18 protein-coding genes are annotated in these 22,429 nt (G+C 62.9%); 5 read left to right on the forward strand and 13 right to left on the reverse strand.

Features of this window, described 5'->3' with window-relative positions; genetic code table 11:
- Position 1: 1 nt before the first annotated feature.
- The gene (locus ACIPQ1_RS07735) at positions 2-925 is read right to left on the reverse strand and encodes a carbon-nitrogen hydrolase family protein (RefSeq protein ID WP_186707645.1); all 924 of its coding nucleotides are present in this window, start codon (positions 923-925) and stop codon (positions 2-4) included.
- 95 nt (positions 926-1,020) lie between these two features.
- Between ACIPQ1_RS07735 and ACIPQ1_RS07740 the strand changes: the two genes are divergently transcribed.
- Positions 1,021-1,920 carry a LysR substrate-binding domain-containing protein gene (locus ACIPQ1_RS07740; RefSeq protein WP_446533883.1) on the forward strand — a complete coding sequence of 300 codons (900 nt, stop codon included), beginning with the start codon at positions 1,021-1,023 and terminating at the stop codon, positions 1,918-1,920.
- 3 nt (positions 1,921-1,923) lie between these two features.
- Here ACIPQ1_RS07740 and ACIPQ1_RS07745 read toward each other — a convergent pair whose 3' ends face one another.
- On the reverse strand, positions 1,924-2,178 hold the full coding sequence (locus ACIPQ1_RS07745) for a hypothetical protein (protein WP_003181187.1): 255 nt from the start codon (positions 2,176-2,178) through the stop codon (positions 1,924-1,926).
- Positions 2,179-2,338: 160 nt separating this feature from the next.
- Between ACIPQ1_RS07745 and ACIPQ1_RS07750 the strand changes: the two genes are divergently transcribed.
- A complete protein-coding gene (locus ACIPQ1_RS07750; RefSeq protein ID WP_186707644.1) occupies positions 2,339-2,656 on the forward strand; it encodes a DUF883 family protein in 318 nt (105 codons plus the stop codon).
- A gap of 146 nt (positions 2,657-2,802) precedes the next feature.
- Here ACIPQ1_RS07750 and ACIPQ1_RS07755 read toward each other — a convergent pair whose 3' ends face one another.
- The 3 genes from ACIPQ1_RS07755 to ACIPQ1_RS07765 all read right to left on the reverse strand — a co-directional run bounded on the left by ACIPQ1_RS07755 (position 2,803) and on the right by ACIPQ1_RS07765 (position 7,210).
- Positions 2,803-4,680 (reverse strand): feruloyl-CoA synthase, encoded by a 1,878-nt coding sequence (locus ACIPQ1_RS07755; protein WP_446533884.1) that lies wholly within the window; start codon positions 4,678-4,680, stop codon positions 2,803-2,805.
- A 141-nt stretch (positions 4,681-4,821) separates the two neighbouring features.
- Positions 4,822-6,270, reverse strand: coding sequence for an aldehyde dehydrogenase (locus ACIPQ1_RS07760; protein ID WP_411384790.1), 1,449 nt, complete (start codon positions 6,268-6,270; stop codon positions 4,822-4,824).
- Between the two features lie 109 nt (positions 6,271-6,379).
- The gene (locus tag ACIPQ1_RS07765) at positions 6,380-7,210 is read right to left on the reverse strand and encodes a p-hydroxycinnamoyl CoA hydratase/lyase (RefSeq protein WP_003202420.1); all 831 of its coding nucleotides are present in this window, start codon (positions 7,208-7,210) and stop codon (positions 6,380-6,382) included.
- 213 nt (positions 7,211-7,423) lie between these two features.
- Here ACIPQ1_RS07765 and ACIPQ1_RS07770 point away from each other — a divergent pair, with 213 nt between their 5' ends.
- Entirely contained in the window at positions 7,424-7,909 is a 486-nt protein-coding gene (locus ACIPQ1_RS07770) for a MarR family winged helix-turn-helix transcriptional regulator (protein ID WP_411384791.1), read from the forward strand.
- Positions 7,910-8,084: 175 nt separating this feature from the next.
- On the opposite strand, the gene ACIPQ1_RS07775 is transcribed toward ACIPQ1_RS07770, so the two are convergent.
- The gene (locus ACIPQ1_RS07775; protein ID WP_446533885.1) at positions 8,085-9,392 is read right to left on the reverse strand and encodes an OprD family porin; all 1,308 of its coding nucleotides are present in this window, start codon (positions 9,390-9,392) and stop codon (positions 8,085-8,087) included.
- A gap of 313 nt (positions 9,393-9,705) precedes the next feature.
- On the opposite strand from ACIPQ1_RS07775, the gene mhpT reads away from it, so the two are divergent.
- Positions 9,706-10,923, forward strand: coding sequence for a 3-(3-hydroxy-phenyl)propionate transporter MhpT (gene mhpT / locus ACIPQ1_RS07780; protein ID WP_446533886.1), 1,218 nt, complete (start codon positions 9,706-9,708; stop codon positions 10,921-10,923).
- 327 nt (positions 10,924-11,250) lie between these two features.
- Here mhpT and ACIPQ1_RS07785 read toward each other — a convergent pair whose 3' ends face one another.
- The 7 genes from ACIPQ1_RS07785 to ACIPQ1_RS07815 all read right to left on the reverse strand — a co-directional run bounded on the left by ACIPQ1_RS07785 (position 11,251) and on the right by ACIPQ1_RS07815 (position 20,536).
- A complete protein-coding gene (locus ACIPQ1_RS07785; RefSeq protein WP_446533887.1) occupies positions 11,251-13,671 on the reverse strand; it encodes an efflux RND transporter permease subunit in 2,421 nt (806 codons plus the stop codon).
- Between the two features lie 52 nt (positions 13,672-13,723).
- Positions 13,724-14,827 (reverse strand): WD40/YVTN/BNR-like repeat-containing protein, encoded by a 1,104-nt coding sequence (locus ACIPQ1_RS07790; protein ID WP_411384795.1) that lies wholly within the window; start codon positions 14,825-14,827, stop codon positions 13,724-13,726.
- A gap of 69 nt (positions 14,828-14,896) precedes the next feature.
- Positions 14,897-16,258: a DUF1329 domain-containing protein gene (locus ACIPQ1_RS07795; protein ID WP_250962013.1), complete on the reverse strand. Its 1,362-nt coding sequence runs from the start codon at positions 16,256-16,258 to the stop codon at positions 14,897-14,899.
- 15 nt (positions 16,259-16,273) lie between these two features.
- Entirely contained in the window at positions 16,274-17,923 is a 1,650-nt protein-coding gene (locus ACIPQ1_RS07800; RefSeq protein ID WP_446533888.1) for a DUF1302 domain-containing protein, read from the reverse strand.
- Between the two features lie 91 nt (positions 17,924-18,014).
- Positions 18,015-18,782: a coniferyl-alcohol dehydrogenase gene (locus ACIPQ1_RS07805; RefSeq protein WP_186729843.1), complete on the reverse strand. Its 768-nt coding sequence runs from the start codon at positions 18,780-18,782 to the stop codon at positions 18,015-18,017.
- Between the two features lie 68 nt (positions 18,783-18,850).
- Positions 18,851-20,323 (reverse strand): benzaldehyde dehydrogenase, encoded by a 1,473-nt coding sequence (locus ACIPQ1_RS07810; RefSeq protein ID WP_250962015.1) that lies wholly within the window; start codon positions 20,321-20,323, stop codon positions 18,851-18,853.
- Entirely contained in the window at positions 20,324-20,536 is a 213-nt protein-coding gene (locus tag ACIPQ1_RS07815; protein WP_446533889.1) for a hypothetical protein, read from the reverse strand.
- 72 nt (positions 20,537-20,608) lie between these two features.
- On the opposite strand from ACIPQ1_RS07815, the gene ACIPQ1_RS07820 reads away from it, so the two are divergent.
- Complete coding sequence (locus ACIPQ1_RS07820; protein WP_446533890.1) at positions 20,609-22,393, forward strand: sigma 54-interacting transcriptional regulator; 1,785 nt, start codon at positions 20,609-20,611, stop codon at positions 22,391-22,393.
- The last annotated feature ends 36 nt before the right edge of the window (positions 22,394-22,429 follow it).

Genomic DNA, 22,429 nt, shown 5'->3' on the forward strand with positions numbered 1-22,429 from the left:
ATCACGCCGTGAAGCGCACGCCGGGCTTGGCGCGTTCGTCCACCACCAGTTCGAACACGTCCGGCCTGGCGTAGTGCCCGACCACATCATAGTCATAGCGCGCCCGCACCAGATCATCGGTGTCGATTTCGGCGGTCAATAACCCTGCGGTGTCTTTCAGCGGTCCGGCGAGTACATCCCCCATGGGCCCGACTATCACACTGCCACCGGCGATCAGCGGCCGCTCGGCCGGCCAATGCGCGACGTCAATGCCCAGGGACTGCGGCGACGCCTGGACCTGACAGGCGCTGACCACAAAACAGCGCCCTTCGTGAGCGATATGGCGCATGGTCACCTGCCACATCTCCCGCTCATCAACGGTCGGTGCGCACCAGACTTCCACGCCCTTGGCGTACATCGCGGTGCGCAGCAGCGGCATCATGTTCTCCCAGCACACCGCCGCGCCAACCCGGCCGACCTGGCTGTCGATTACCGGCAAGGTCGAACCATCGCCCTTGCCCCAGATCAGTCGCTCGGTGCCGGTGGGCATCAACTTGCGGTGCCGGGCCACAAGGCCTGCATCGGGTTCGAAATACAGCGCGGTGCAGTACAGGGTGCTACCGACACGCTCGATGACGCCCAGCACCAGGCTCGCCCCGGTGCGCGCCGACAGCCCGGCCAGCGCTTCGGTTTCCACGCCGGGCACGTCAATGGCGTTGGCAAAGTAGCGGGCAAACGCCTCGCGCCCCTCCGGCAATCGGTAACCCAGTTGCGTCCCGAACCCCTCGCCCTTGGGATAGCCACCCAACAGCGCTTCAGGCATGACCACCAGGCGTGCACCGGCTTGGCGAATGGCGTCTTCATAGGAAAGGATCTGCGCCAGGGTCTCGCCCTTGCCACCCGGCAACGAACCGATCTGCAGGGCAGCCACAATGGATTTGGGCATGGTTTTTCAACTCCTTGATCATCAGGTGTTGCTGATTCTCAAGCAGCGACCGATCATGAATAAAGCCCCGAATGCTGCTAAATGATATGAGCCTCATGAATATCGCCGACATCGACCTCAACCTGCTCAAGACCTTCGAAGCTCTGCATGACGAATCCAGCGCCAGCCGCGCCGCCGTGCGCCTGGGCGTGACGCAATCGGCCATCAGCGCCGCATTGCGCAGGCTTCGCGATGTGTATGGCGATCAATTGTTCGTGCGTACGGGACGGGGGTTGGCGCCGACGTTGCGGGCCAATCAATTGAAACCGGTGATCAGCGAAGCCCTGGACAAATGTCGCCAGAGCCTGGCGATGATCGACCCGGACGCCAGTCATTACGTCGGTCGGTCGGTCATCGTCGGCCTGTCGGACGATTTCGAGATTGCCCATGGACGCCGCCTGATCGAGGAAGTGGCCCGCCGCGCGCCGGGCCTGCGCTTGATTTTCCGCCAGACCCACAGCCAGATCGTCGGCCGGGCCTTGATGGAGCGCGACTTTGACCTGGCGATCACGGCGGGCGGTTTCGCCCAACGGTTGCTCAGCCGCCAGGTGTTGGGCGAAGGCGACTACGCCTGCCTCCTGGACGCGGCGAGCCTGGCCCAAGGCCAACAAACCCTCAGCCTGGAGGCGTTCGTGGCCCGTGAGCATCTGCTGGTGTCTTCGGGGGGCTTCATCGGCATCACCGACGAAGGGCTGGCCGGGCTTGGCCTGAGTCGGCGCGTCTGTGCCTCGACCACGCATTTTGCCGGGTTGCCGTTCCTGCTCAAGGGCAGCCAGGCCGTGGCAACGATTCCGGCCCACGCCGCCCGGGCCATCGCCGACCTCAGCGGCCTGGCCTTGCTGCCCTGCCCCCTGGCCTTGCCCCGCTACCCCATCGAACTGGGCTGGCGGACGCACACTCAGATGGACCCGGCGGTGGTCAAGGTGCGCGAGGCCATTACCGCGACGTTCGCCTGAGGCTTACTTGTTGGCGGCCATCAGGCGATTGACTTCACTGCGCACCATGTTGGCGTATTCCGGCGGCGACATGCCGTCCAGTTCGGCACGCACCCACTCGGCCCACTTGCCCTTGCGCTTGGAGCGCTCGCCGAACAGGCGGGCGGCATCGCCCTTGGCCTTGCCCAAATTGTTTTGCCACAGTTCAAAGAGTCGGGATTTTTCGTCTTCCAGCGCGGCGCGCTCGGCCAGGGGCTTGTCAGCCAGATTGAAGCTCATGGGAATTACCTGTTGCGTAAATAGGCGCCATCTTACACCTTGCAGGGAAACGTCTTAACCACGATTTGCGATGGAATGCCCTGCCAGGGCCGCGCGCTGCAACTTTTGTGCAAGCGCAACACTCCATTGTTCAATGCCATCATCCACAAGGAGCATTTCCATGGCCCGTAAAGGCACCGTGCAAACGAACGGAGAGCAAATCAAGGATCAGGCCTTCAGCGAACTGAAGGCATTGATTGAAGAATCGGAGAAGCTGCTCAAAAGCAGTGCCTCGCTGGTGGGCGAAGAAGCCGAAAACCTGCGCGGCCAGGTCTCCCAGAAACTGCAACAGGCCCTCGATTCGGTCGCCAGCGCCCGGGAGCGCACCCGTCCGATGGTCGATGCCACCGAGGTCTACATTGGCGGCCACCCCTGGCAGACCGTGGCGATTTCCGCTGGGTTCGGGCTGGTGGTGGGCTTGCTGTTGGGGCGGCGTTAAACCACATCCTCTGCAGGAGTTGTAAGGGGTTAACAACTGTGGGAGCGAGCTTGCTCGCGATGGCGGTGTGCCAGGCAACATCAATGCTGCTGGGCCGCCGCTATCGCGAGCAAGCTCGCTCCCACAGGGGGTATGCAGTTCTTGCGTTAAGCCACAGGCCCCGCCCGCAGGATCGACGCATCCTCCCCGCGATACAACGCCTCCACCTTCTCCGCCCACCACTGCAACACCGCCCGCTGGTTGATCGAGCCCTTGTCGGTGATTTCACCGCGGTCGATGGAGGCCGGCTCATCAAGCAAGGCAATCCATTCCACGCGACTGGCGTTGCCACTGGCTTCGCGGTTCAGGCGCTGCAGCCAGTCGGCGAACCATCGGCGTACCGGCGGGCTGGCAAGTACCTGGGCATCGCTAGCCACCGCCCCCAGGCCTGACAGGCGTCGGCATTCCGCAAGGCGTGGAAACACCAGTGCGCCCAGGCACTCGCGATCCGGTGCGGTGATCACCAGGTCCTGGACATAGGGCGTGCCTTCCAGCACCGCTCGGTTGCGCAACGGGCCGACGCTGACGAACACCCCGGAGGACAATTTGAAATCCTCGGCGATCCGTCCATCGAACATCAGCCCCAGCTGCGGATTGCTGGCATCGGCCAGCTTGATCGCATCCCCGGAACAATAAAAACCGTCCTCGTCGAACACGTCAGCGGTCTGCTGCGGCGAGCGCCAGTAGCCAGGCATGATGTGCGGCCCGCGAAAGCGCCCTTCGAACTTGCCGTCCACCGGCACCAGCCGGACTTCGCAACCAGGCGCCGGTAGGCCAATGTAGCCGGCCATGGACAAGGGCCCGGTGGTGAAGGTGCAGGACGGCGACGCCTCGGTCATGCCCAGGCCGGCCATCATGCGGATACGTTCGCCGCAATGCTGCTCGGCGACCTTGTCGAGCCGGTCCCAGGTCGTTTGCGACAGGCCCGCCGCGGCAAAGAAGAACAGGCTGATACGCTTGAAGAAACGCTCGCGCAATTCACCGTCCTGCTCCAGGGCGCTGACCAATTCCTCCCAGCCCTTGGGCACGGTCAGGTAGGCCGTCGGCGAAATTTCCTTGAGGTTGCGCAGGGTCTCGGCAAAGCCCTGGGCGGTGGGTTTACCGTCGTCCAGGTAGAACGTGCCGCCGTTGTACAGCACAATGCCGAGGTTGTGGCTGCCACCGAATGTGTGGTTCCACGGCAGCCAGTCCACCAGCACCGGCGGCGTCTCGCCGAACACTGGAAAGGTCTGCAGCAGCATCTGCTGATTGGCGCACAGCATGCGTTGGGTGGTGATCACCGCCTTGGGCAGCTTGGTGGAGCCCGAGGTAAACAGGAACTTGGCAATGCTGTCCGGCCCGGTGGCGGCGAACGCCTGCTCGGCTTCAATGCCGCCGGGTTGGGCCAGCAGGCTGGCAAAACGGGTCCCAGGCCGGCCCGCCATCTCGCCACGCACGGTGATCAAGGGGACGTCCGCTGGCAATACGGCATTGATCGCCCGCTCGAACGGTGCGGCTTCGCTGACAAACACCAGACCCGGCTGCAACAGATCGCAGACGTGGCGCAGCTTGGCGAAATCCTGGGACAGCAATGAATAGGCCGGTGAAACCGGGCAATAGGGAATGCCGGCGTACATTGCGCCGAGGGCCATTTGCAGGTGCTCGATGTCGTTGCCGGAGAGCAACGCCAGGGGTTTTTCCGCCGACAATCCGTAACTCAGCAGGCTTTGGGCGATGGCCCGGACGCTGTCGAGCATCTGCGCATAGCTGACTCGACGCCAGTCGCCACCCGCTTCACGGGCCGCGATAAATGTCTGCTGTGGGCGCACCTCGGCCCAGTGCACCAGGCGCTCGAGCAAACGCGCCGGCAAGGGGGCCAGGGGCTCCAGGGAACGCATGTGCAAGATGCCACGCTCTTCCCGGACTTCGACGGCAGGGTGACCAATCGACACCTGGCGATAACGCCCGGCCTCGGGTCGGGAGGACGATCTGGACTCGGAACTCACGTACATTTCCTCCACCAAGGCACACTCGGGTCGCGATGCGAGCGGAGCGTGGCAGCACAGGGCTGCGGCCTTGTCATTATTATTCTGGCCTGCATCCGGGCGGCGGCCTTCATGGCCGGGCCGCCCACGATGCGACGGGTTTCAGATCGGGTAATGCCGCGGACCGCTCTGCAAGGTCACCCAACGCAATTGGGTGAAATGCTCGATGGACGCCTTGCCGCCAAAGCTGCCGTAACCGCTGGACTTGACCCCACCAAAAGGCATTTGCGCCTCGTCGTGCACGGTCGGGCCGTTGATGTGGCAAATGCCCGACTCGACCCGCTGGGCCAAGGCCAGCGCACGGCTGGTGTCGCGACTGAAGATGGCGGCCGACAGGCCAAACTCGGAATCGTTGGCCAGGCGCAGCAGTTCTTCATCGCCGTCGCCGCGCAGCAGCACCGCCACCGGCCCGAAGGACTCTTCACGGTACAGGCGCATGTGTGCGGTGACGCCGTCGAGCAAGGTCGGCTGCAGGATGCTGCCTTCCAACTGGCCACCGCTGACCAGCGTCGCGCCTTTGGCCAAGGCATCGTCGATCAGCCCCTTGATGCGCTGGCCGGCACTGGCATCGACCAACGAGCCCAGCACCGAATCGCCAGCCGCCGGATCGCCGGCACGCAAGGTGGCGATCTTGGCGGTCAACTTGGCGACGAACGCATCCGCCACGCGGGCATCGACGATCAATCGCTCGGTGGACATGCAGATCTGGCCCTGGTTGAAGTAGGCCCCGAAGGCGGCCGCTTGCACCGCTGCATCCAGGTCAGCGTCGTCCAGCACCAACAGCGGCGCCTTGCCGCCGAGCTCCAGCAACGCCGGCTTGAGATGGCGCGCCGACAGTTCGCCGACGATGCGCCCGACGTGGGTCGAGCCGGTGAAGTTCACTCGGCGCACCGCCGGGTTGGCGATCAACCGTTCGACAATGGCTGGCGCATCCGCCGGTGCATTGCAGATCACGTTGACCACGCCGTCGCCCAGCCCGGCGTCTTGGAGCACCTGGCCAATCAAGCGGTGCACCGCCGGGCTGATCTCGGAAGCCTTGAGTACCACGGTGTTACCGCAGGCCAGGGGCATGGCGATGGCGCGGGTCGCAAGAATCACCGGGGCGTTCCAGGGGGCGATGCCCAGCACCACGCCACAAGGCTGACGCAGGGCCATGGCGAAACTGCCGGGCACGTCCGAAGGAATGATTTCGCCGTTGATCTGGGTCGTCATGGACGCGGCTTCGCGCAGCATGTTCGCCGCCAGGTGCACATTGAAGCCGTACCAGTTGGCCATGGCGCCGGTCTCGCCGGCGGCGGCGATAAACTCGCCACTGCGGGCCTGCAATTGCTCGGCCGCACGCAACAAACGTGTACGGCGCTCGTTGGGCGCCAGCGCGGCCCAGGCGGGAAACGCCGCTTGGGCGGCGGCCACGGCGGCATCGGCGTCTTCCAGGGTGGCGGCAGCCACGCGAGACACCACCTCACCCGTCACCGGGTTGCAGCGTTCAAAGGTCCGGCCATCGCGGGCCGGGCACGACTGGCCGCCAATCAACAGGGGCACGTCCAGCATGGTGATTCCTCTTTAATTGTCTTTATCGGGAACACATTGCAGCGATGTAACAGTAGCGTCAGGGCGACGCAGCGAACAGCGGGATGCGGCCCACCGTTCGCCGGTCGATTCAGCGCTTATAGGTTTGCAGGCCCGGCTTGATGCTCTTGTCGTCCAGGAACTGTTTCATGCCCTGCTCGCGGCCACCCTCGGTGTCGAGCAGGCGCGACTGGTCGAGCTTGGCGTACAGGTAATCCTCGTTCTGCTCCCAGGTCAGTTCGCGGCAGCGCTTGAAGCCATGTTTGGCGGCCCGCAGCACCACCGGGTTTTTCTCCAGCAGGTTGCGCGCCAGTTCCACGGTGACTTCGCGCAGCTGCGCCAGGGGCACGCTTTCATTGACCAAGCCCATCTCGGCGGCTTTCTGCCCGCCGAAGGTCTTGCCGGTCATGATGTAGTAGAGCGATTGGCGATGGCCCACGGTATCGGCCATGGCCTTGCTGACCAGGTTGCCCGGCGGGATGCCCCAGTTGATTTCCGAGAGACCGAAGGTCGCTTCGTCGGCGCAGATCGCCAGGTCGCACGCCACCAACGGGCTGAAACCACCACCGAAGCACCAGCCATTGACCATGGCGATGGTCGGCTTGGCGTACATGCGCAACAGTTTCCACTGCCACTGCGACGCTTCGCGACGGATCTTTTCCTGGAGGATTTCCGGCCCGGCATCCACTTCGCGGAAGTATTCCTTGAGGTCCATGCCGGCAGTCCACGCATCACCGGCGCCAGTCAGCACCAATACGCCGGCGGCTGGATCCTGCTCCAGGGTCTCGAGCACGTCGATCATCTCGCGATTGAGGGTCGGGCTCATGGCGTTGCGTTTTTCCGGGCGGTTGAGGGTGACCCAAGCGATGCCCTCTTCGATATCGACCTTGACCGTTTTCCAGCGACCTTCGTAATTGCTCATGATGCGGGCTCTCTTGTTCTTGGCTGAAGATGATCAAAAACTAAACCGGAAAATTAGTTATGTCAATTAACTATTAATCGATTTACCTGTATTTTTCAGAGGCTGGGTTGAAGATTTAAAAAACTGAATGTACCCAAGCCCATAGCCAGCGCGCCGCAACCTCGGCAAACTGGATAGCCTTATTAATCACTTACTTTGAGGAAGCTCACTTCGATGGCCAAGTCTTCCAAGCTTGCCGAACCCGCCGAGCCCCTGGTCGCCGGTACCGACGCGCAGGCACCGCTGGACTCCGCGTTGGACGACCTGATCGGCTATGCCCTGCGTCGCGCCCAGTTGAAACTGTTCCAGAACCTGATCGGCCGGCTCGCCGTCCACGACCTGCGCCCCGCCCAGTTCTCGGCCCTGGCGATCATCGACCAGAATCCCGGCCTGATGCAGGCCGACCTGGCCAAGGCCCTGGCGATCGAACCACCCCAGGTGGTGCCGCTGCTGAACAAACTGGAAAGCCGCGCCCTGGCCGTGCGTGTACGCTGCAAACCGGACAAGCGCTCGTATGGGATTTTCCTGAGCAAGACCGGCGAAACCCTGCTCAAGGAACTCAAGCACATCGCTGCCCAGAGCGACCTTGATTCCACCACGACCCTCTCAGCGGCTGAGCGTGAGGAGTTGCTGCGGTTGTTGAAGAAGGTTTATCAGTAAGGAACACCGCTCCCCCCTGTGGCGAGGGAGCTTGCTCCCGCTGGGCTGCGCAGCAGCCCCCAGGCTATCCAATGCGGTGCGTCAGGCTGACCGAGTCGACGATTTTTGGGTCGCTGCGCAACCCAGCGGGAGCAAGCTCCCTCGCCACGAGAGCACTGCGTCGCACCCCAATGCATCACCAGATCGGCACGCTGTACGTCACCAGGAACCGGGTCTGGTTTTCATCGCGAAACGCCGCCGTACCCGGGAAGTCGTTGCGGTAGATCGATTTGCGCGCCAGCAGCCCGACGTTTTTCAGTGGGCCGCTCTGGACCACATACCCCAGCTCCATCTGGAACTCGCGCTCCTTGCGATCCTCGGCATTGAGGGCCGCCAGCTCGATGTGGTCACCACGCACATAACGCAATCGGCTCCTCAGGCCCGGCACGCCCACGGCAGCGAAATCGTAGTCATGAATGGCCTGCCAGGTGCGTTCCTTGGCATTGAGGAAATCCGAGCTCATGGTCATTTCGCTCAAGCCCATCAGCTCGGTGCCGGACACATACGGCGTGGCCGTATCGCCACTGGCGTGCATGTAGCCCAGGCTGACGCGATGCCCTCCCAGGCGATAACCGACCAGCGCCGAAACGTTGCGGTTATCCACCTTGCCCGCCTTGGCCGCGCCGTCTTCATCACTGAAAAAGCTGCGCAGGTCGGTGGTTAGCACACCGTCGCCCAATGGCAGGTTGTGCAGCAATGCCAGGGTATTCTGTTGGTACAGATCCGCGACTTCGGCGTGGTAGGCCCGCAGGCTGAGGTCTTTGTTGACCTGGTAGTCGCCGCCCACATAGGCCATATGGGATGAAGTCGCCGCACCGTTGAAACGACGATTGGGCGAGGCGATGCTCATGGGCTGGTAATCGGTGGAATCGCGCCGGGCGATGCGGTCGATGTAACCCGTGTTCAACACCAAACCGTCGAAATCCTTGGAGCTGAGGGTCGTACCGCGAAAGGTCTGAGGCAACAGCCGCGACGGGCTGGCGAAGGCAAACGGCAGGAAAATCGACACGTCGCCGGTCTTCACTGTGGTTTGCGCGAAACGCAGCTTGCCGGTCACGCCCAGGCGCGAATACTCATCCGCCGCGCGCTTGTCGCTGCTCGACACAGGCAGCAGTTCCGTACCGCTTCGGTCCGGCGACGAGTCGAGCTTGATGCCCAGCAATCCCCTCACGTCGAGGCCGAACCCGACGGTGCCTGGGGTAAATCCCGACTCGACGTTCATGAACACGCCTTGGGCCCATTCCCTGGCTGCGGTCTTGGCGCCGTCGTCCTTGTAGTCGCGGTCCATGTAGTAGTTGCGCAAGGTCAGGGTGCCGTGGCTGTCGTCGATGACGCCTTCCGCCCACGAGACCGGAGAACCCAGGCTCAATCCGAGACAGGCCAGCAGAGGGACAAGGGATGAAACAGGGCGCGCCTTCAGCGCATCCCGGACAAGGTTTGGCATGTTTGGTGTCCATTTATTGTTTTTGTTTTGATCGGCCCAACCTTGGCGATGGGGGCCGCGCGGACAAAGAATGGAAACGGTACGGGCGCTTCGTCAATCCAGAATGACCGATAATCGAACATTAATATAATTAACTAATTTACTAATTCGTTTGAGGATTCTGGCCAAACCTCTGATTTACATCATGAACTGGTCGATTGTTGACGTCCTGTCCGCACCCTTCATTTTTTAGTTAGCTTTGTTAATCTTAAATGCACCCACCGGTTTTCCTTCGAGCCGGTGTTCCCTCACAAAAACAATAAGAGGATTTGCCATGGACCGTCCGGCGCGTCGTGCGACGCTGACCATCGCCTTGTGTTTCATCGTTGCGTTGATCGAGGGTTTCGACCTGCAGTCAGCCGGCACCGCCGCCGCAGGGTTGCGACAGACGTTTGCCCTCGACCCGAAAATGATGGGCTGGGTGTTCAGCGCCGGCATCATCGGGTTGTTGCCGGGAGCTTTCTTCGGTGGCTGGATCGCTGATCGCATCGGTCGCAAGAAAATCCTCATCGCCGCAGTCTTGCTGTTCGGCGTGTTTTCCCTCAGCACCGCTTATGTCGAACATTTCTCCAGCCTGTTGCTGGTGCGCTTCATGACCGGCCTGGGTCTTGGGGCCGCCCTGCCCAACCTCATTGCCCTGTGTGCCGAAGCCGTGGGCGAGCAGCGCCGGGGCACGGCCATCAGCGTGATGTACGCGGGGGTGCCGTTGGGTGGTGCGTTGGCCGCCGTGGTCGCCATGCTGTTTGGCGAGCACTGGCAGATGACGTTTTTTATCGGTGGTTTGGCACCCTTGCTGGTGGTCCCGTTGATGCTCCTGTGGCTTCCAGAATCCAGCGCCTTTCGCCAGGCACAGGGTGACAGCGGCTCCTCGCGCGGTTCCACCGCCCAGGCGCTGTTCGGTGAAGGTCGCGGTCGTACTACCTTGGCGCTGTGGCTGAGCTACTTCTTCACCCTGACGGTGATGTACATGTTGCTCAACTGGCTGCCTTCGTTGTTGCTGGAACAGGGCTTCAGCAAACCCCAGGCCGGCCTGGTGCAGATGCTCTTCAACATTGGCGGAGCCCTTGGCTCGTTGCTGGGCGGCCTGTTGCTGGACCGTTGCAATGGGGTCAAGGTGGTACTGTTTGTCTATGCTGGTCTGCTGAGCGCCCTGGCCGGGGTCGGGTTGTCCGTTGGTATCGTGCCAATGGCCATCGCCGGGTTTGCCGCCGGGTTGTTTGTCATGGCTGCGCAGTTGGTTCTCTATGCGTTGGCACCGCCCTCCTATCCTACGGCGGTGCGTGCGACGGGGGTGGGTGCCGCGGTGGCCATCGGGCGCCTGGGGTCGGTTGCCGGGCCTCTCGCCGCTGGGCAGATCCTGGCGGCCGGGGGCGGGACCACGGCTGTATTGCTGGCGACTTCGCCTGGGTTGGTGGTTGCGACGTTGGCTGTTCTTAGTGTGGTTCGTTATTCGGCTGGACCGGGGTTGGGTGCGGCGAAATCGGTTGTTTGACTTGGTGTGAATATCCGTTGCTGCGGTAACGGCCGCTTATGGTTTCGCCGTGACGGCGGGTCGTCCCCCATCAGATATCAGATCTGTGGAAGCAAAGCTTGCTCGCGATGGCGGTGGCTCGGTCAATGAAGATGTTGGCTGTGCCGGCCTCTTCGCGAGCAGGCTCGCTCCCACAGGGGGCTCGGTGCACCTGAATTTTTGTGCCTGCTGAAAATCCAGTGTGGGAGGGAGCTTGCTCGCGATAGCGGTGGCTCAGTCAATGAAGATGTTGGCTGTGCCGGCCTCTTCGCGAGCAAGCTCGCTCCCACAACCCTTCCAAAAAAACCGTCAGCCTCTCACCCACCGCTCCCGCCGACTAAGCACAGGCTTTTTTACAAACACCCTCTGCGGCAACAGCAACCAAGCCAAGGCCGGCAGCAGAATCAAGGCCCCAAGCATGTTCACCAGGAACATAAAGGCCAGCAACACCCCCATGTCAGCCTGAAACTTGATCGGTGAAAACGCCCAGGTCGACACCGCCACCGCCAATGTCATGCCTGTCAGCAACACCACCTTGCCGGTAAACAGCAGCGCCTGGTAATACGCCTGGGCCAAGGTGTCGCCAGCACGCATCCGCGCCAGGATCACGCTCAACACATAGAGCGCATAATCGACGCCAATGCCCACGCCCAAGGCAATGACCGGCAGTGTCGCGACTTTCACCCCCATGCCCAGCCCCACCATCAGCGCCTCACACAGGATCGAGGTGAGCATCAGCGGCAGCATCGCGCACAGGGTCGCCCGCCAGCTGCGGAAGGTCAGCAAACACAGCAGGCTGACCGCACCGTAGACCCAGAACAGCATCTCGCGCATGGACTTCTTCACCACGATATTGGTCGCCGCTTCGATCCCCGCGCTGCCGGCCGCCAGCATGAACTTGACCTCCGGCATCTGATGCCCGGCAATGAATTGCTCACTGGCCTCCACCACCCGGTTCAAGGTGTCAGCCTTGTGATCGGCCAGGTAGACGTACAACGACAGCATCGAACACCCCTGGTTGAACAACTCCCGCGGTGCACGGGTTTGCACGGCCCCCAGCGCGCCGTCGTTGGGGATCAGTTCATACCATTTGAAGTTGCCTTCGTTATAACCGGCCGTGGCGATCTTGCTCAGTGCCGCCATCGAGGTGGTCGACTCCACACCGGGCAATTGCTCCAGTTGCCAGGCCAGCGCGTCCACCGCGGACAGGCTGGCGTAACGGGTGCACTGATCCTCCGGCGTCTTGATCATGACCACGAAGATGTCCGAGCTGGCCGCGTAGTTTTGCGTCATGAACAGCGCATCGCGGTTGTAGCGCGAGTCGGCCCGCAGCTCCGGAGCGCCGGGGTCCAGGTCGCCGATTTTCAGGTGCAGGCTCACGGCAAAACCAAACGCGGCCAACAGCAAGCCAACCAGCATGGCGCCAATGGCCCAGCGCCGTTGGGTGAACAGATCGAGCACGCGCCACAGCGGATGCTTGATCTGCGCCTGTTGCTCATGGGTTTCCGAACTCAGGCTGCGTTGCGCCGCTGCCGGGCTGACGCCGATGTAGCTGAGCAGGATCGGCAGCAGAATCAGGTTGGTGAAAATCAGCACCGCCACGCCGAGGCTGGCGGTGATCGCCAGGTCCTGGATCACTCGGATGTTGATCAGCAGCAACACCGCAAAACCGACCGCATCACAGAGCAACGCGGTGATGCCGGCAGCGAACAACCGGCGGAAGGTATAACGCGCGGCGACCACGCGGTGAGTGCCACGGCCGATGTCCTGCATGATGCCGTTCATCTTCTGCGCGCCATGGCTCATGCCGATGGCGAAGACCAGGAACGGCACCAGTGCCGAGTACGGGTCCAGCTCATAACCGAGCAAGGCAAGCAGCCCCAGTTGCCAAAGCACCGCGGCCAGTGAACACGTCACCACCACCAGGGTGCTGCGCGCGCAACGGGTGTAGCCGAACAGCACCAGCACCGTCACCAGGACCGCCACCACGAAGAACAGCAGGACTTGGGTCATCCCTTCGATCAGGTCGCCGACGATTTTGGTAAAGCCGGTGATGTGAATCCTCAGATCGTCGGTCTGATACTTATCCCGCAGCGCCTCCAGTTGCCGGGAGAATTCGCCGTAATCCAGCGCCTTGCCCGTCTGCGGATTGATTTCCAGCAACGGCACGAAGATCACGCTGGACTTGAAGTTGCCCGCGACCAATTGACCGACTTCCCCTGAGCGGCCCACGTTGGTCCGCACCTGCTCGATGCTGGCGGCCGAGCCGTCGTAGTCGTCGGGGATCACCGTGCCGCCGTCCAGACCTTCTTCGGTCACGGCAGTCCAGCGCGTGGTCGGGGTCCATAGCGACTTCATGTAGGGACGGTCGACACCCGGCAACAGATAAAGCTCGTCGTTGAGCTTGGCCAGGGTGTCGAGGTAATCCTTGGTGAAAATACTCCCCTGCTTGACCTCCACGGCAATGCGCAGCGAGTTGCCCAGGCCGCTCAACTCGCTGCGGTTCTCGAGGAAATTGGCGACATAGGGATGCCCGGTGGGAATGGTCTTCTCGTAGCTGGCATTGATGCCGATGCGGGTGGCTTGCCAACCAAGCACCAAGGTCACCAGCAGGCACAGCAGGATCACCAGCGGACGATGGTTGAAGATCGCCCGCTCGGCGAAGTTGCCCGACGCCCGGTCGAAGTCTTCCTGGCGGCCGATCACGGTTTGGGTTCTGTCGTCTTTCAAGTTTGACTCCTGTTGCACGAGCCGTGGCCCGATAGCGCTACACCGTGAAGTTTCAAGGTTTACCCGAGGCGCGCGGATCCTGGTCAGCGGCCACGCCGCTCAAGCCGACGCTGGCCAGGCTGCCATCGACCGCCTGTTGCACGGCAGCGACGGTCCCGCCACTGCGACTCTGACGTTTGTCGAAGCTGCGTCCCTGGTCATGACTGAAGAGAAGCTCGCCACTCTGGCTGGCCAACAGCAGGCCGCCGTCGCGCAGTTCGAGGGCGCTTGCCAAGGTTGACTCGATGCCGGTTTCCAGACGTCGCCAACTGCCGCCACGGTCATCGGACCACCAGGCGTTGCCGCGCAAGCCATAGACAATCAGGGCCCCATCGCGGGTGCCGAGCAGGCCGAAAAAGCTGCCTTCATAAGGCGACTTCAAGGCCTGGAATGACTGCCCGGCATCGGTCGAACGCAACAACAGGCCGCGCTCCCCCACCAGCAGCAAATCCTTGCCCAAGGCGCGGATGCCATACAGGTTCAAGCCCTGGGGATTGTCCACATGCTGCATCCACGGTTGCCAGCTTCGGCCGCCATCGTCGGTGCGGTAGATCTGGTTGTAGGCACCCACGACGTAGCCGTGCAGACGGTCGCTGAAGTACAGGTCAAGAAACGGCTTGTCCGGCCCGTCATCGAGCATGTGCCGTGCCTGCGCCAAGTGGCTGGCACCACCAGGTTGGTTGGCATCGCGCTCAGCGACTTGCACCGCCAGGGCGATGGCACGCTCGCCGTCGAGTTGCTTTTGCCAGGTTTCGCCGCCGTCCTGGGTGTGCAGCACCACGCCCAGATGACCGACCGCCCAGCCCTGCTCGGCATCGACGAACTGCACTGCCGTCAGGCTGACGCTGACCGGCACCTTGGCCTGGCGCCACGTCACGCCTGCGTCATCGGAAAGCAGCACGATCCCGCGCTCGCCCACCGCCACCAGGCGTTCGCCGGCCCGGCCCAGCCCGAGCAAGACCGCGCGCGGGGCCTTGGCCGTCGGCAGTGCCGGTTGCTGCAGCACCGCCAGGGTCGTGGCCTGTGCGACCCAGGGCACGCTCGCCAGCAGGCATCCGAGCAAGGCGCAAGCTCCCCATAACGGACCGCGGCGCGCAAAGATTTTTTCAACGTTCATATCGTTATTCCGCCTGGAAAATCGTAAGCGACCGCGACGAACCCCCTCCTCGCCACGGCCGCCACCGGTTCAACGCATGTTTTCGTTGGCCATGGCATCCGGGGTGAAATAGGACGCCGAAGGCTTCGCGACTTTCTGGTACTGAACCGTCAGGTCGTTGCTTGATGAGTTGAGGAAGTAGGCCCCCGTGTCGAGGTTGTAGCTGCCCCACATGACCTGGGCGGTCAGGGCCGGCAGGTCCGGTGCCAGCAACGTCAGCGAATACATCTGCCGGCCGAGCTTGCCCTGGGCGTCATAACCGTCGGCCATCAGGATCTGCCAGGAGTCCTCATCGACGTAGTAAGTGCGACGTGGCACGACATGGCGCTTGCCGGATTTGAGCGTGGCCTCGACCACCCAGACCCGATGCTTCTCCCAACGCACCAGATCGGGGTTGAGGAAGTTCGCCTTGACCAGGTCGTCGCTCTTGGCCAGCGCGGCGCGGTTATTGTTGTAGGCGACGATCAGCTCTTTCTTGCCCACCAGCTTGAGGTCATAACGATCGGTCGGCCCGAACAGCATGAATGCTTCGTCGAACAAGCCGACGCCGGAGGTCACGAAGTCCGGCGTGTCATAGGCAATGTTCGGCGCCCGACGAACCCGGCGCTGACCGACCAGGTACTGCCAGGCCGCCCGATTGGCCGGGTCCAGGTCCCAATGGGTCATCAGGCCTTCGCCGGCCTTGGACGACGGCAACTCGGTGAACAGCTTGCCCAGCAGGTACTTGCCCGAATAGTTTTCCAGGCTGCCGCCTTCGACGTAATAGGGAAACTGGTAGGTGTATTGGGCCCGGGTCGCCTGGACTTTCTTGCCTCCGGCGGTCATCAGCCAGGTATCGAATGGCGAGCTGATGGTGTCACCGCCCTGCCAGGACAACCGATAGTTCCACAGCACCTGCGCACCGTTTTCCGGGATCGGGAACGGGATGCCGCCGTACGCACTGGAGACCTTCTCACTGTCCACGTCCAGCGTGGCGCGGGTGGCGTTCTTGCTGGTGTTGTCATAGACCCATTGCGGCGCGGCAGCCGAGCGATGGGTCGGGTACACGTCCAGGCGGTAGTCCGGGTATTTTTTTAACAGCAACTTGGTGCCTTCGGCCAATTCGCCGGCGTACTGCTCCATGTTCGCGGCCTTGATCGAATACAGCGGTTTCTCGCTGGCGAACGGATCGGCGCGCTTGTCGCCCGATTTGTAGCCAGGCGTGACCTGGGTGTAACCGCCCTGCCATGCCGGGATGCTGCCATCGGCGTTGCCGGCACGCTCGCCGCCCAGGGGGGTCAGATCGGTTTTCAAACGGGCGGCCTGTTCGGGCGACACCGCTGCCTGCGCCAGCCCCATGCCGGCGAGGGCCAGGGTCAGGACGCAGGTGTTCAGGAAAGCTGTGTTCTGCATGGCGAATCCACCTTATTAGAATGAGGTTTTCACGTAGAGCGAGACGAAGTCGCGGTCGGCCAGCGACTGTCCGTAACTGAAATTGCCGTCCTCGCGCAGCCCGGCTTTCGGGGCGCCGAAGAAGTTCACGTAATTGAGGCCGACGTCCCAGCGTTGCAGGTAGGTGGCTTTGAGCCCGACACTCCAGTCACCGGAATGGGTGTTGCCGAAGCCGGATTTGTTGACGGCCGATGAGCGCCCATCGAGCACGATTCCCATGCCGATCGGCACCGTCAGGTCGATCCCGTCGATGATCTGGAAGTACGCGGGCTCCAGCAGCACGCGCAGTGCCGTGGCATCGCGGGTGGTGTTGGAATCCAGGGCGGCCGGGTTCTTGGTCACGCTCAGGGTGCGGTTCCAAGCCAGTTCGGCCAAGGCCGAGCCGCCGTCCCAGAACGCATTGGGCGATAACAGGTAAATCGCCGACAGGTTGGCGTGGGCGGTCTTGCCCCTGGCGAACAACTCATTGTCGCCACCATCGGCCTCCACGCCGGGGGCCACCACTTGCAGGTTGCTCACCAACGGCGCGTTCCAGCGCAACGACGTTTCACCGGCAAAGTTGAACGGGCCATAGGCGGTGGAGAAACTGACGCCGGCCGTCTTGATGTCTTCGGCGTAGACCTGACGATAGGAACCCAGGATCGGCAACCCGCTGGCCGCTGCCGCCGGACCGTCCAGGTAGGCATACAACCCGATCGGCGCTTTATCGTGATACTGGGCCGCGTAGAAACCCAGCTCCAGCTCGGTGCCGCTCGGCTTGAAGCGGATCTGCATGCCGCCCTGCCCTGAATTACGCGGTTTCAGGTCGCCGCCATTCACCGTGTCATTGCCAAAGACTTCGCGCAGCGGACCGCTGCCGTAACCGATGGCATCGACGTCGCTCAGGTAGCTGCCGGCGCCGGGCAGGTTGGAACGCTCCCACTCGAACTGATAGTAAGCGCCCACGGACAATTGCGGGTTGATCTGCAACTGCCCGGAGATCTGATTGACCGGGCGCAGGATTTCCTTGAACTGCGTACCCGGCACGCTGAGCAACTTGACGACGTCGGTCGGCCCCTGGGCATTGGCGATGCCGTTGCCACCGTAGAACAGGCTTTCGCCGTAGATCAGGCTGTGGCGGCCCAGGCGCGCCACGCCCTGGGAGTCCTCACCCAAATCACCGCGCACGAACACAAAGGCATCGAGAATTTCCGCGTCGCGACCGTGGAGCTCGCGGGTTTCGCTGAGAAAATGCGGTTGCTCGCTGCTGTCGGTGTCCTGGTTGTAGATATCGTCGTACCAGGCCGCGCCGCTCACCCGCAGGCCATAGTTTTGCCGGCTGAGGTCCATTTCGGAGAACAGGTCCAGGCGGTTGGAGACCAGGCCGCGACTGAAGTTCTTGTCACCCTGGCTCTGGATCGAGGGATACAGGCCGTTGGCGGTCGGCGCGTTGGTCAAGCGGCTGTCCTGCCCTTGCAGGCGCCAGGCCTGGCTGTACTTGATGGTGTTGTCCCAGCGCAGTTTCCAGTCGGAGTCACCCAGGTCCATTTGCATGGCTTCGACCCGATCGACCATCACACCGGTGCTGCATAACGCCAGGAACAGCGCGCAATGCTTGAAACGAAAGCTCTCTTTGACGTTATCCATGGACGCTTCTCATTATTGTTATTTTTGGGCATGGCTTTGGCAGCCAACACGCTCAGGTCGCGGCTTGCGCCGCTTTCCACAGGTGCGCAGTTCAGATGTAGGTGGAGGCCAATCCCCCATCGACCGGCAGGTTCACGCCGTTGATCCAGCGCGACTCGTCGGCACACAGGAAAGCGATCACCGCCGCCACCTCATCGGCGTAGGCGGGACGTTTCATACGGTGGGCATCGGCCTGGGTCCGCGCCTCGCCGAGCATGCTCACGAAGTCGTCGAGGATGGGCGTGAACACCGGGCCTGGGGCGACACTGTTCATGCGCACCGAATGCTCAAGGAACCAGGGCTGGGCCTGCAGGTAGTTCCAGACGATCAAGGCTTCCTTGAAGTACTGGTAGCAGGTCTGGTCCGGCACCGGGTGGTCGGCCAGCCAAGCTTGCGCGGCGGCAAAATCCTCGATGCGCGCCAGCGCCTTGTGCTGTTCCAGACGCAGCGGCCATTCGGCGCCAAGGATCGAGGCGATATTGACGATGCTGCCGCCAGCGCTGATACGCGGCAGCAGCGCACGGCTCAGGTGGCGCAGCCCAAGGTAGTTGACCCGCGCCAGCAGTCGCGGATTGGCGGTGCCCGGCACACCGGCAATGTTGCACAGGCTGTCGAGCCGTGCGGGCAGCTGTGGCAGCAAACGGTCGATGTTCTCGGCGCTGCTCAAATCACCCTGTACAAAGCCGTCCAGGGTCATGTGCGGCGCCTTGAGGTCCACGCCAATCACCTGGGCGCCGTGGGCACGCAGCAAGCTCGCCGTGGCAGCACCGATACCCGACGAGACCCCCGTCACCAGCACAATCTTGTTGTCGAGTTTCATGTTGACTCCTCTTCTTATTGTTGTGTACCCGCCGGGCCCAGCTCATCGAGCCCGGTAAAACCGGCCGGTCAGAACGGGTAGACCGGCGCCGTGTCCTTGATCGTGACCCACTGCCATTGGGTGTATTCGTCCCAGTCCGCCGGGCCGCCGACACTGCCGCCATTGCCCGAGGCGCCACGTCCGCCGAACGGGTTGACGCACTCATCGGCAACGGTCTGGTCATTGATGTGCAACATGCCGCACTGCAACCGCTCACCGATGGCCATGGCCCGGCCCACTGACGGTGAAATGATCGCTGCGGCCAAGCCGTACTCGGTGCGATTGGCCAACTCGATGGCTTCGTCGTCGGTGGCGAAGCTGACCACCGTGGCCACGGGCCCGAAGATCTCTTCGTCGAAAGCACGCATGCCCGGCTTCACGCCGCTGAGCACAGTGGCCTCGTAGAACAGCCGATCGTGGTCGCCGCCCGCTTCCAGCCGAGCCCCGGCAAGCACGGTGTCGCTGACGATGTCGTGGACCCGTTGCAACTGCCGCTGATTGATCAGCGGCCCCATCGCGGCTTCTTCCCGGGCAGCGTTGCCAGTCGTCATCGCCTGGGCCTTTTCCACCAGTTTGCGGGTCAGCTCGGCGGCGATGGATTCATGGGCGAGGATCAAGCCGGTGGCCATGCAAATCTGCCCTTGGTGCAGCCAGGCGCCCCAGGCCGCGTTCCGGGCCGCGAGGTCGAGGTCGGCGTCTTCGAGAACGATCAGGGGGTTCTTGCCACCCAACTCCAGGGCGACTTTCTTCAGGTTGCGCCCGGCCACTTCAGCCACCTTGCGCCCGGCGCCGGTGGAACCGGTGAAGGCGATCATGCGCACGTTAGGGTCGCGGCACAGCGCCTCACCGGCATCCGCCGCGCCAGGCAACACTTGCAGCAAGCCCTTGGGCAGGCCTGCTGCCTCGAACAAGCAGGCGATGAGGAAACCGCCGCTCACCGGCGTCTGCGGATCCGGCTTGAGCACCACCGCGTTGCCCGCCGCCAGGGCCGGCGCGACAGAGCGCATGGACAGCACCAAGGGAAAGTTGAAGGGTGAAATTACCCCGACCACGCCGTGGGGCTGGCGCCGCGCATAGGACAGGCGCCCCGCCTCGCTGGGCAAGACCACCCCATGGGCCTGGGACAGCAGGCCGGCGGCCTGGTGCAACAGCACGATGGCTTCGCGTACCTCGTGCTGCCCCTTGAACAGAGCAGCGCCGGTCTCCCGGGCCACGTACAACGCCAGTTCGTCGAAGGACTGCTCGGCCACGTCGGCGGCCTTGCGGAAGATCGCCGCCCGTTGCCGCGGGCCCAGGGCCGCCCATGCCGGCTGAGCGAGGGCTGCGTCGCGACTGGCCTTGGCGATGTCGGCGGTGTCGGCCGTGGCACAGCGCATCAACCGCTCACCGGTGGCCGGTTCGATTATCGTTTGCAGCGGGCCCGAGGCAGGCACCCAGTCACCGTTGAAGACACATTCCGACTCGATCACCTGAGACAACAGGTGGCTCTTGGATGCAGACATTTAACACTCCCGGCTCTTTGTTGTTGTCATCGTTTGCCGCACCTGGACGGTGTCGACGCAAACGCCGTGCAAGTGCTTGAGCAAGCGCTGTGCCGGTTTTGCCCGCAGGCCTTGATAAACCTGGCGCAGGGCTCTGGCCCGGGGTTCTTCGCCGGACACGACGGGTCGGGAGCCGCCGCCGACCTGGCCGTTGGCCAGCTGTCGCTTGTTCATTTGATAAAGTTATGCTTAATAACTATCTCGCCAGGTGATCATTTCGATCACTGCGCCATCAGGGGCATAACAATGAATAATCCCCACTGCCAGTTGCCGGACCGGATCGCCACCGAACATTTCCATCCACGGGGCGACAGCAAAGAGCTGAGCGACAGCAGTTCGCCCACCACGGCAGAGCTCACCGCGTGCCTGTTTTTCTCCCCCGACGATGGCCGTATCTGGCTCAACGACCAGCGCATGTTGCTGCTGCACAGCTCCTCCTTCGGTGCGTTGCGCCGGGAAATCATCGAGCGCCAGGGGCTGGAGCAGGCCCGCGGCATGCTCACCCGCACCGGCTATTCCTCCGGCGCCCGCGACGCCCGGCTGATTCGTGAACGCTGGCCCCACGCCGATGCCGCGGCGGTGTTTCGCGCCGGCACGCACCTGCATACCCTCGAAGGCATGACCAAGGTCGAGCCGCTGCATTTCAAGTTCGACGCCGACTCGGGATTCTATGAAGGGGAATTTCTCTGGCATCACTCCTGCGAGGCCGATGAGCATGTCGCCGCCTATGGCACCGGGCAGGACCCGGTGTGCTGGACCGAACTGGGCTACGCCATCGGCTTCGTCAGCGGGCTGTTTGGCCAACTGGTGGTCTTTCGCGAAGTGGAATGCCGGGGCATGGGCCATGAACGCTGCCGAGTCGTCGGCAAGACCGCCGAGCAATGGGGTGACATCGAGCAGGACCTGAATTACCTCAATGCGTCACCGACGACGGTCGTTCCACGCGCCGATACTCAGTCCGACAACGTCGCCGGAACCGCCCCGCTGCCGGACAGCGAACAGCCGCTGATCGGTGCCAGCGCCGCCTTCAACGCCGCGACCCAGGCCTTGCAACGGGTGGCCTTGACCCCCGCCACCGTGCTGGTCAGCGGCGAATCCGGCGTCGGCAAGGAGATGTTCGCCCGCCAGTTGCACCAACTGAGTCGCCGCCGTGACGGTCCGTTCATCGCCCTCAACTGCGCGGCCATCCCCGACAACCTGATCGAGGCCGAACTGTTCGGCGTCGAGCGCGGTGCCTACACCGGCGCCACCCATTCACGCCCCGGGCGTTTCGAACGCGCCCACGGCGGTACGTTGTTCCTGGACGAGATCACCTGCCTGAGCCTGGCCGGGCAAAGCAAGCTGCTGCGCGCCTTGCAGGAGCGGGAGATCGAACGGGTTGGCGGCGGCCATGGCATCAAGGTCGATGTGCGAGTCGTGGCGGCCACCAACATCGACCTGCGCAAGGCCGTGGCGGACGGCGCGTTCCGTGAAGACCTGTTCTACCGGCTCAACGTCTACCCCATCGCCCTGCCGCCCCTGCGCGAGCGTCGCGACGACATACCGTTGCTGATCAATGCCTTCCTCAAGCGCTTCTGCCAGGAATACGGCCGCACGCCGATGGGGCTGACCATGCGTGCCTTGAAGGTGCTGTTGCGCTATGACTTTCCGGGCAACGTGCGGGAATTGCAGAACCTCATCGAACGCGGCCTGATCGCCAGCGAAGAGGGCCAGGCGATCGATCTGGTCCACCTGTTTCGCAATGAGCAATTGCCGGTGGATGCGTACTCCGTGGACCACCTCGGCGGCCTCTCGACCATGGGCCTGGTCGGCAACGACGTGGCAGAAAAACCGGCGCTGCTCCAGTCACTCAGCCAACTGGACGCGGACTTCTCCATTGACGGGCTGGAATCGCGGCTGATCAACGAAGCCCTGCAACTGAGCAGCGGTAACCTGGCGGCGGCCGCACGCTCGCTGGGGCTGAGCCGGGCGCAATTCGCCTATCGGTTGAAGAAGCATCAGAAAGGTGTCCCAGACCAAACACCGAACTAATGTGGGGGGCTTGCTCGCGAAAGCGGTGGGCCAGCT

The organism is Pseudomonas sp. LARHCG127 (assembly GCF_052871455.1).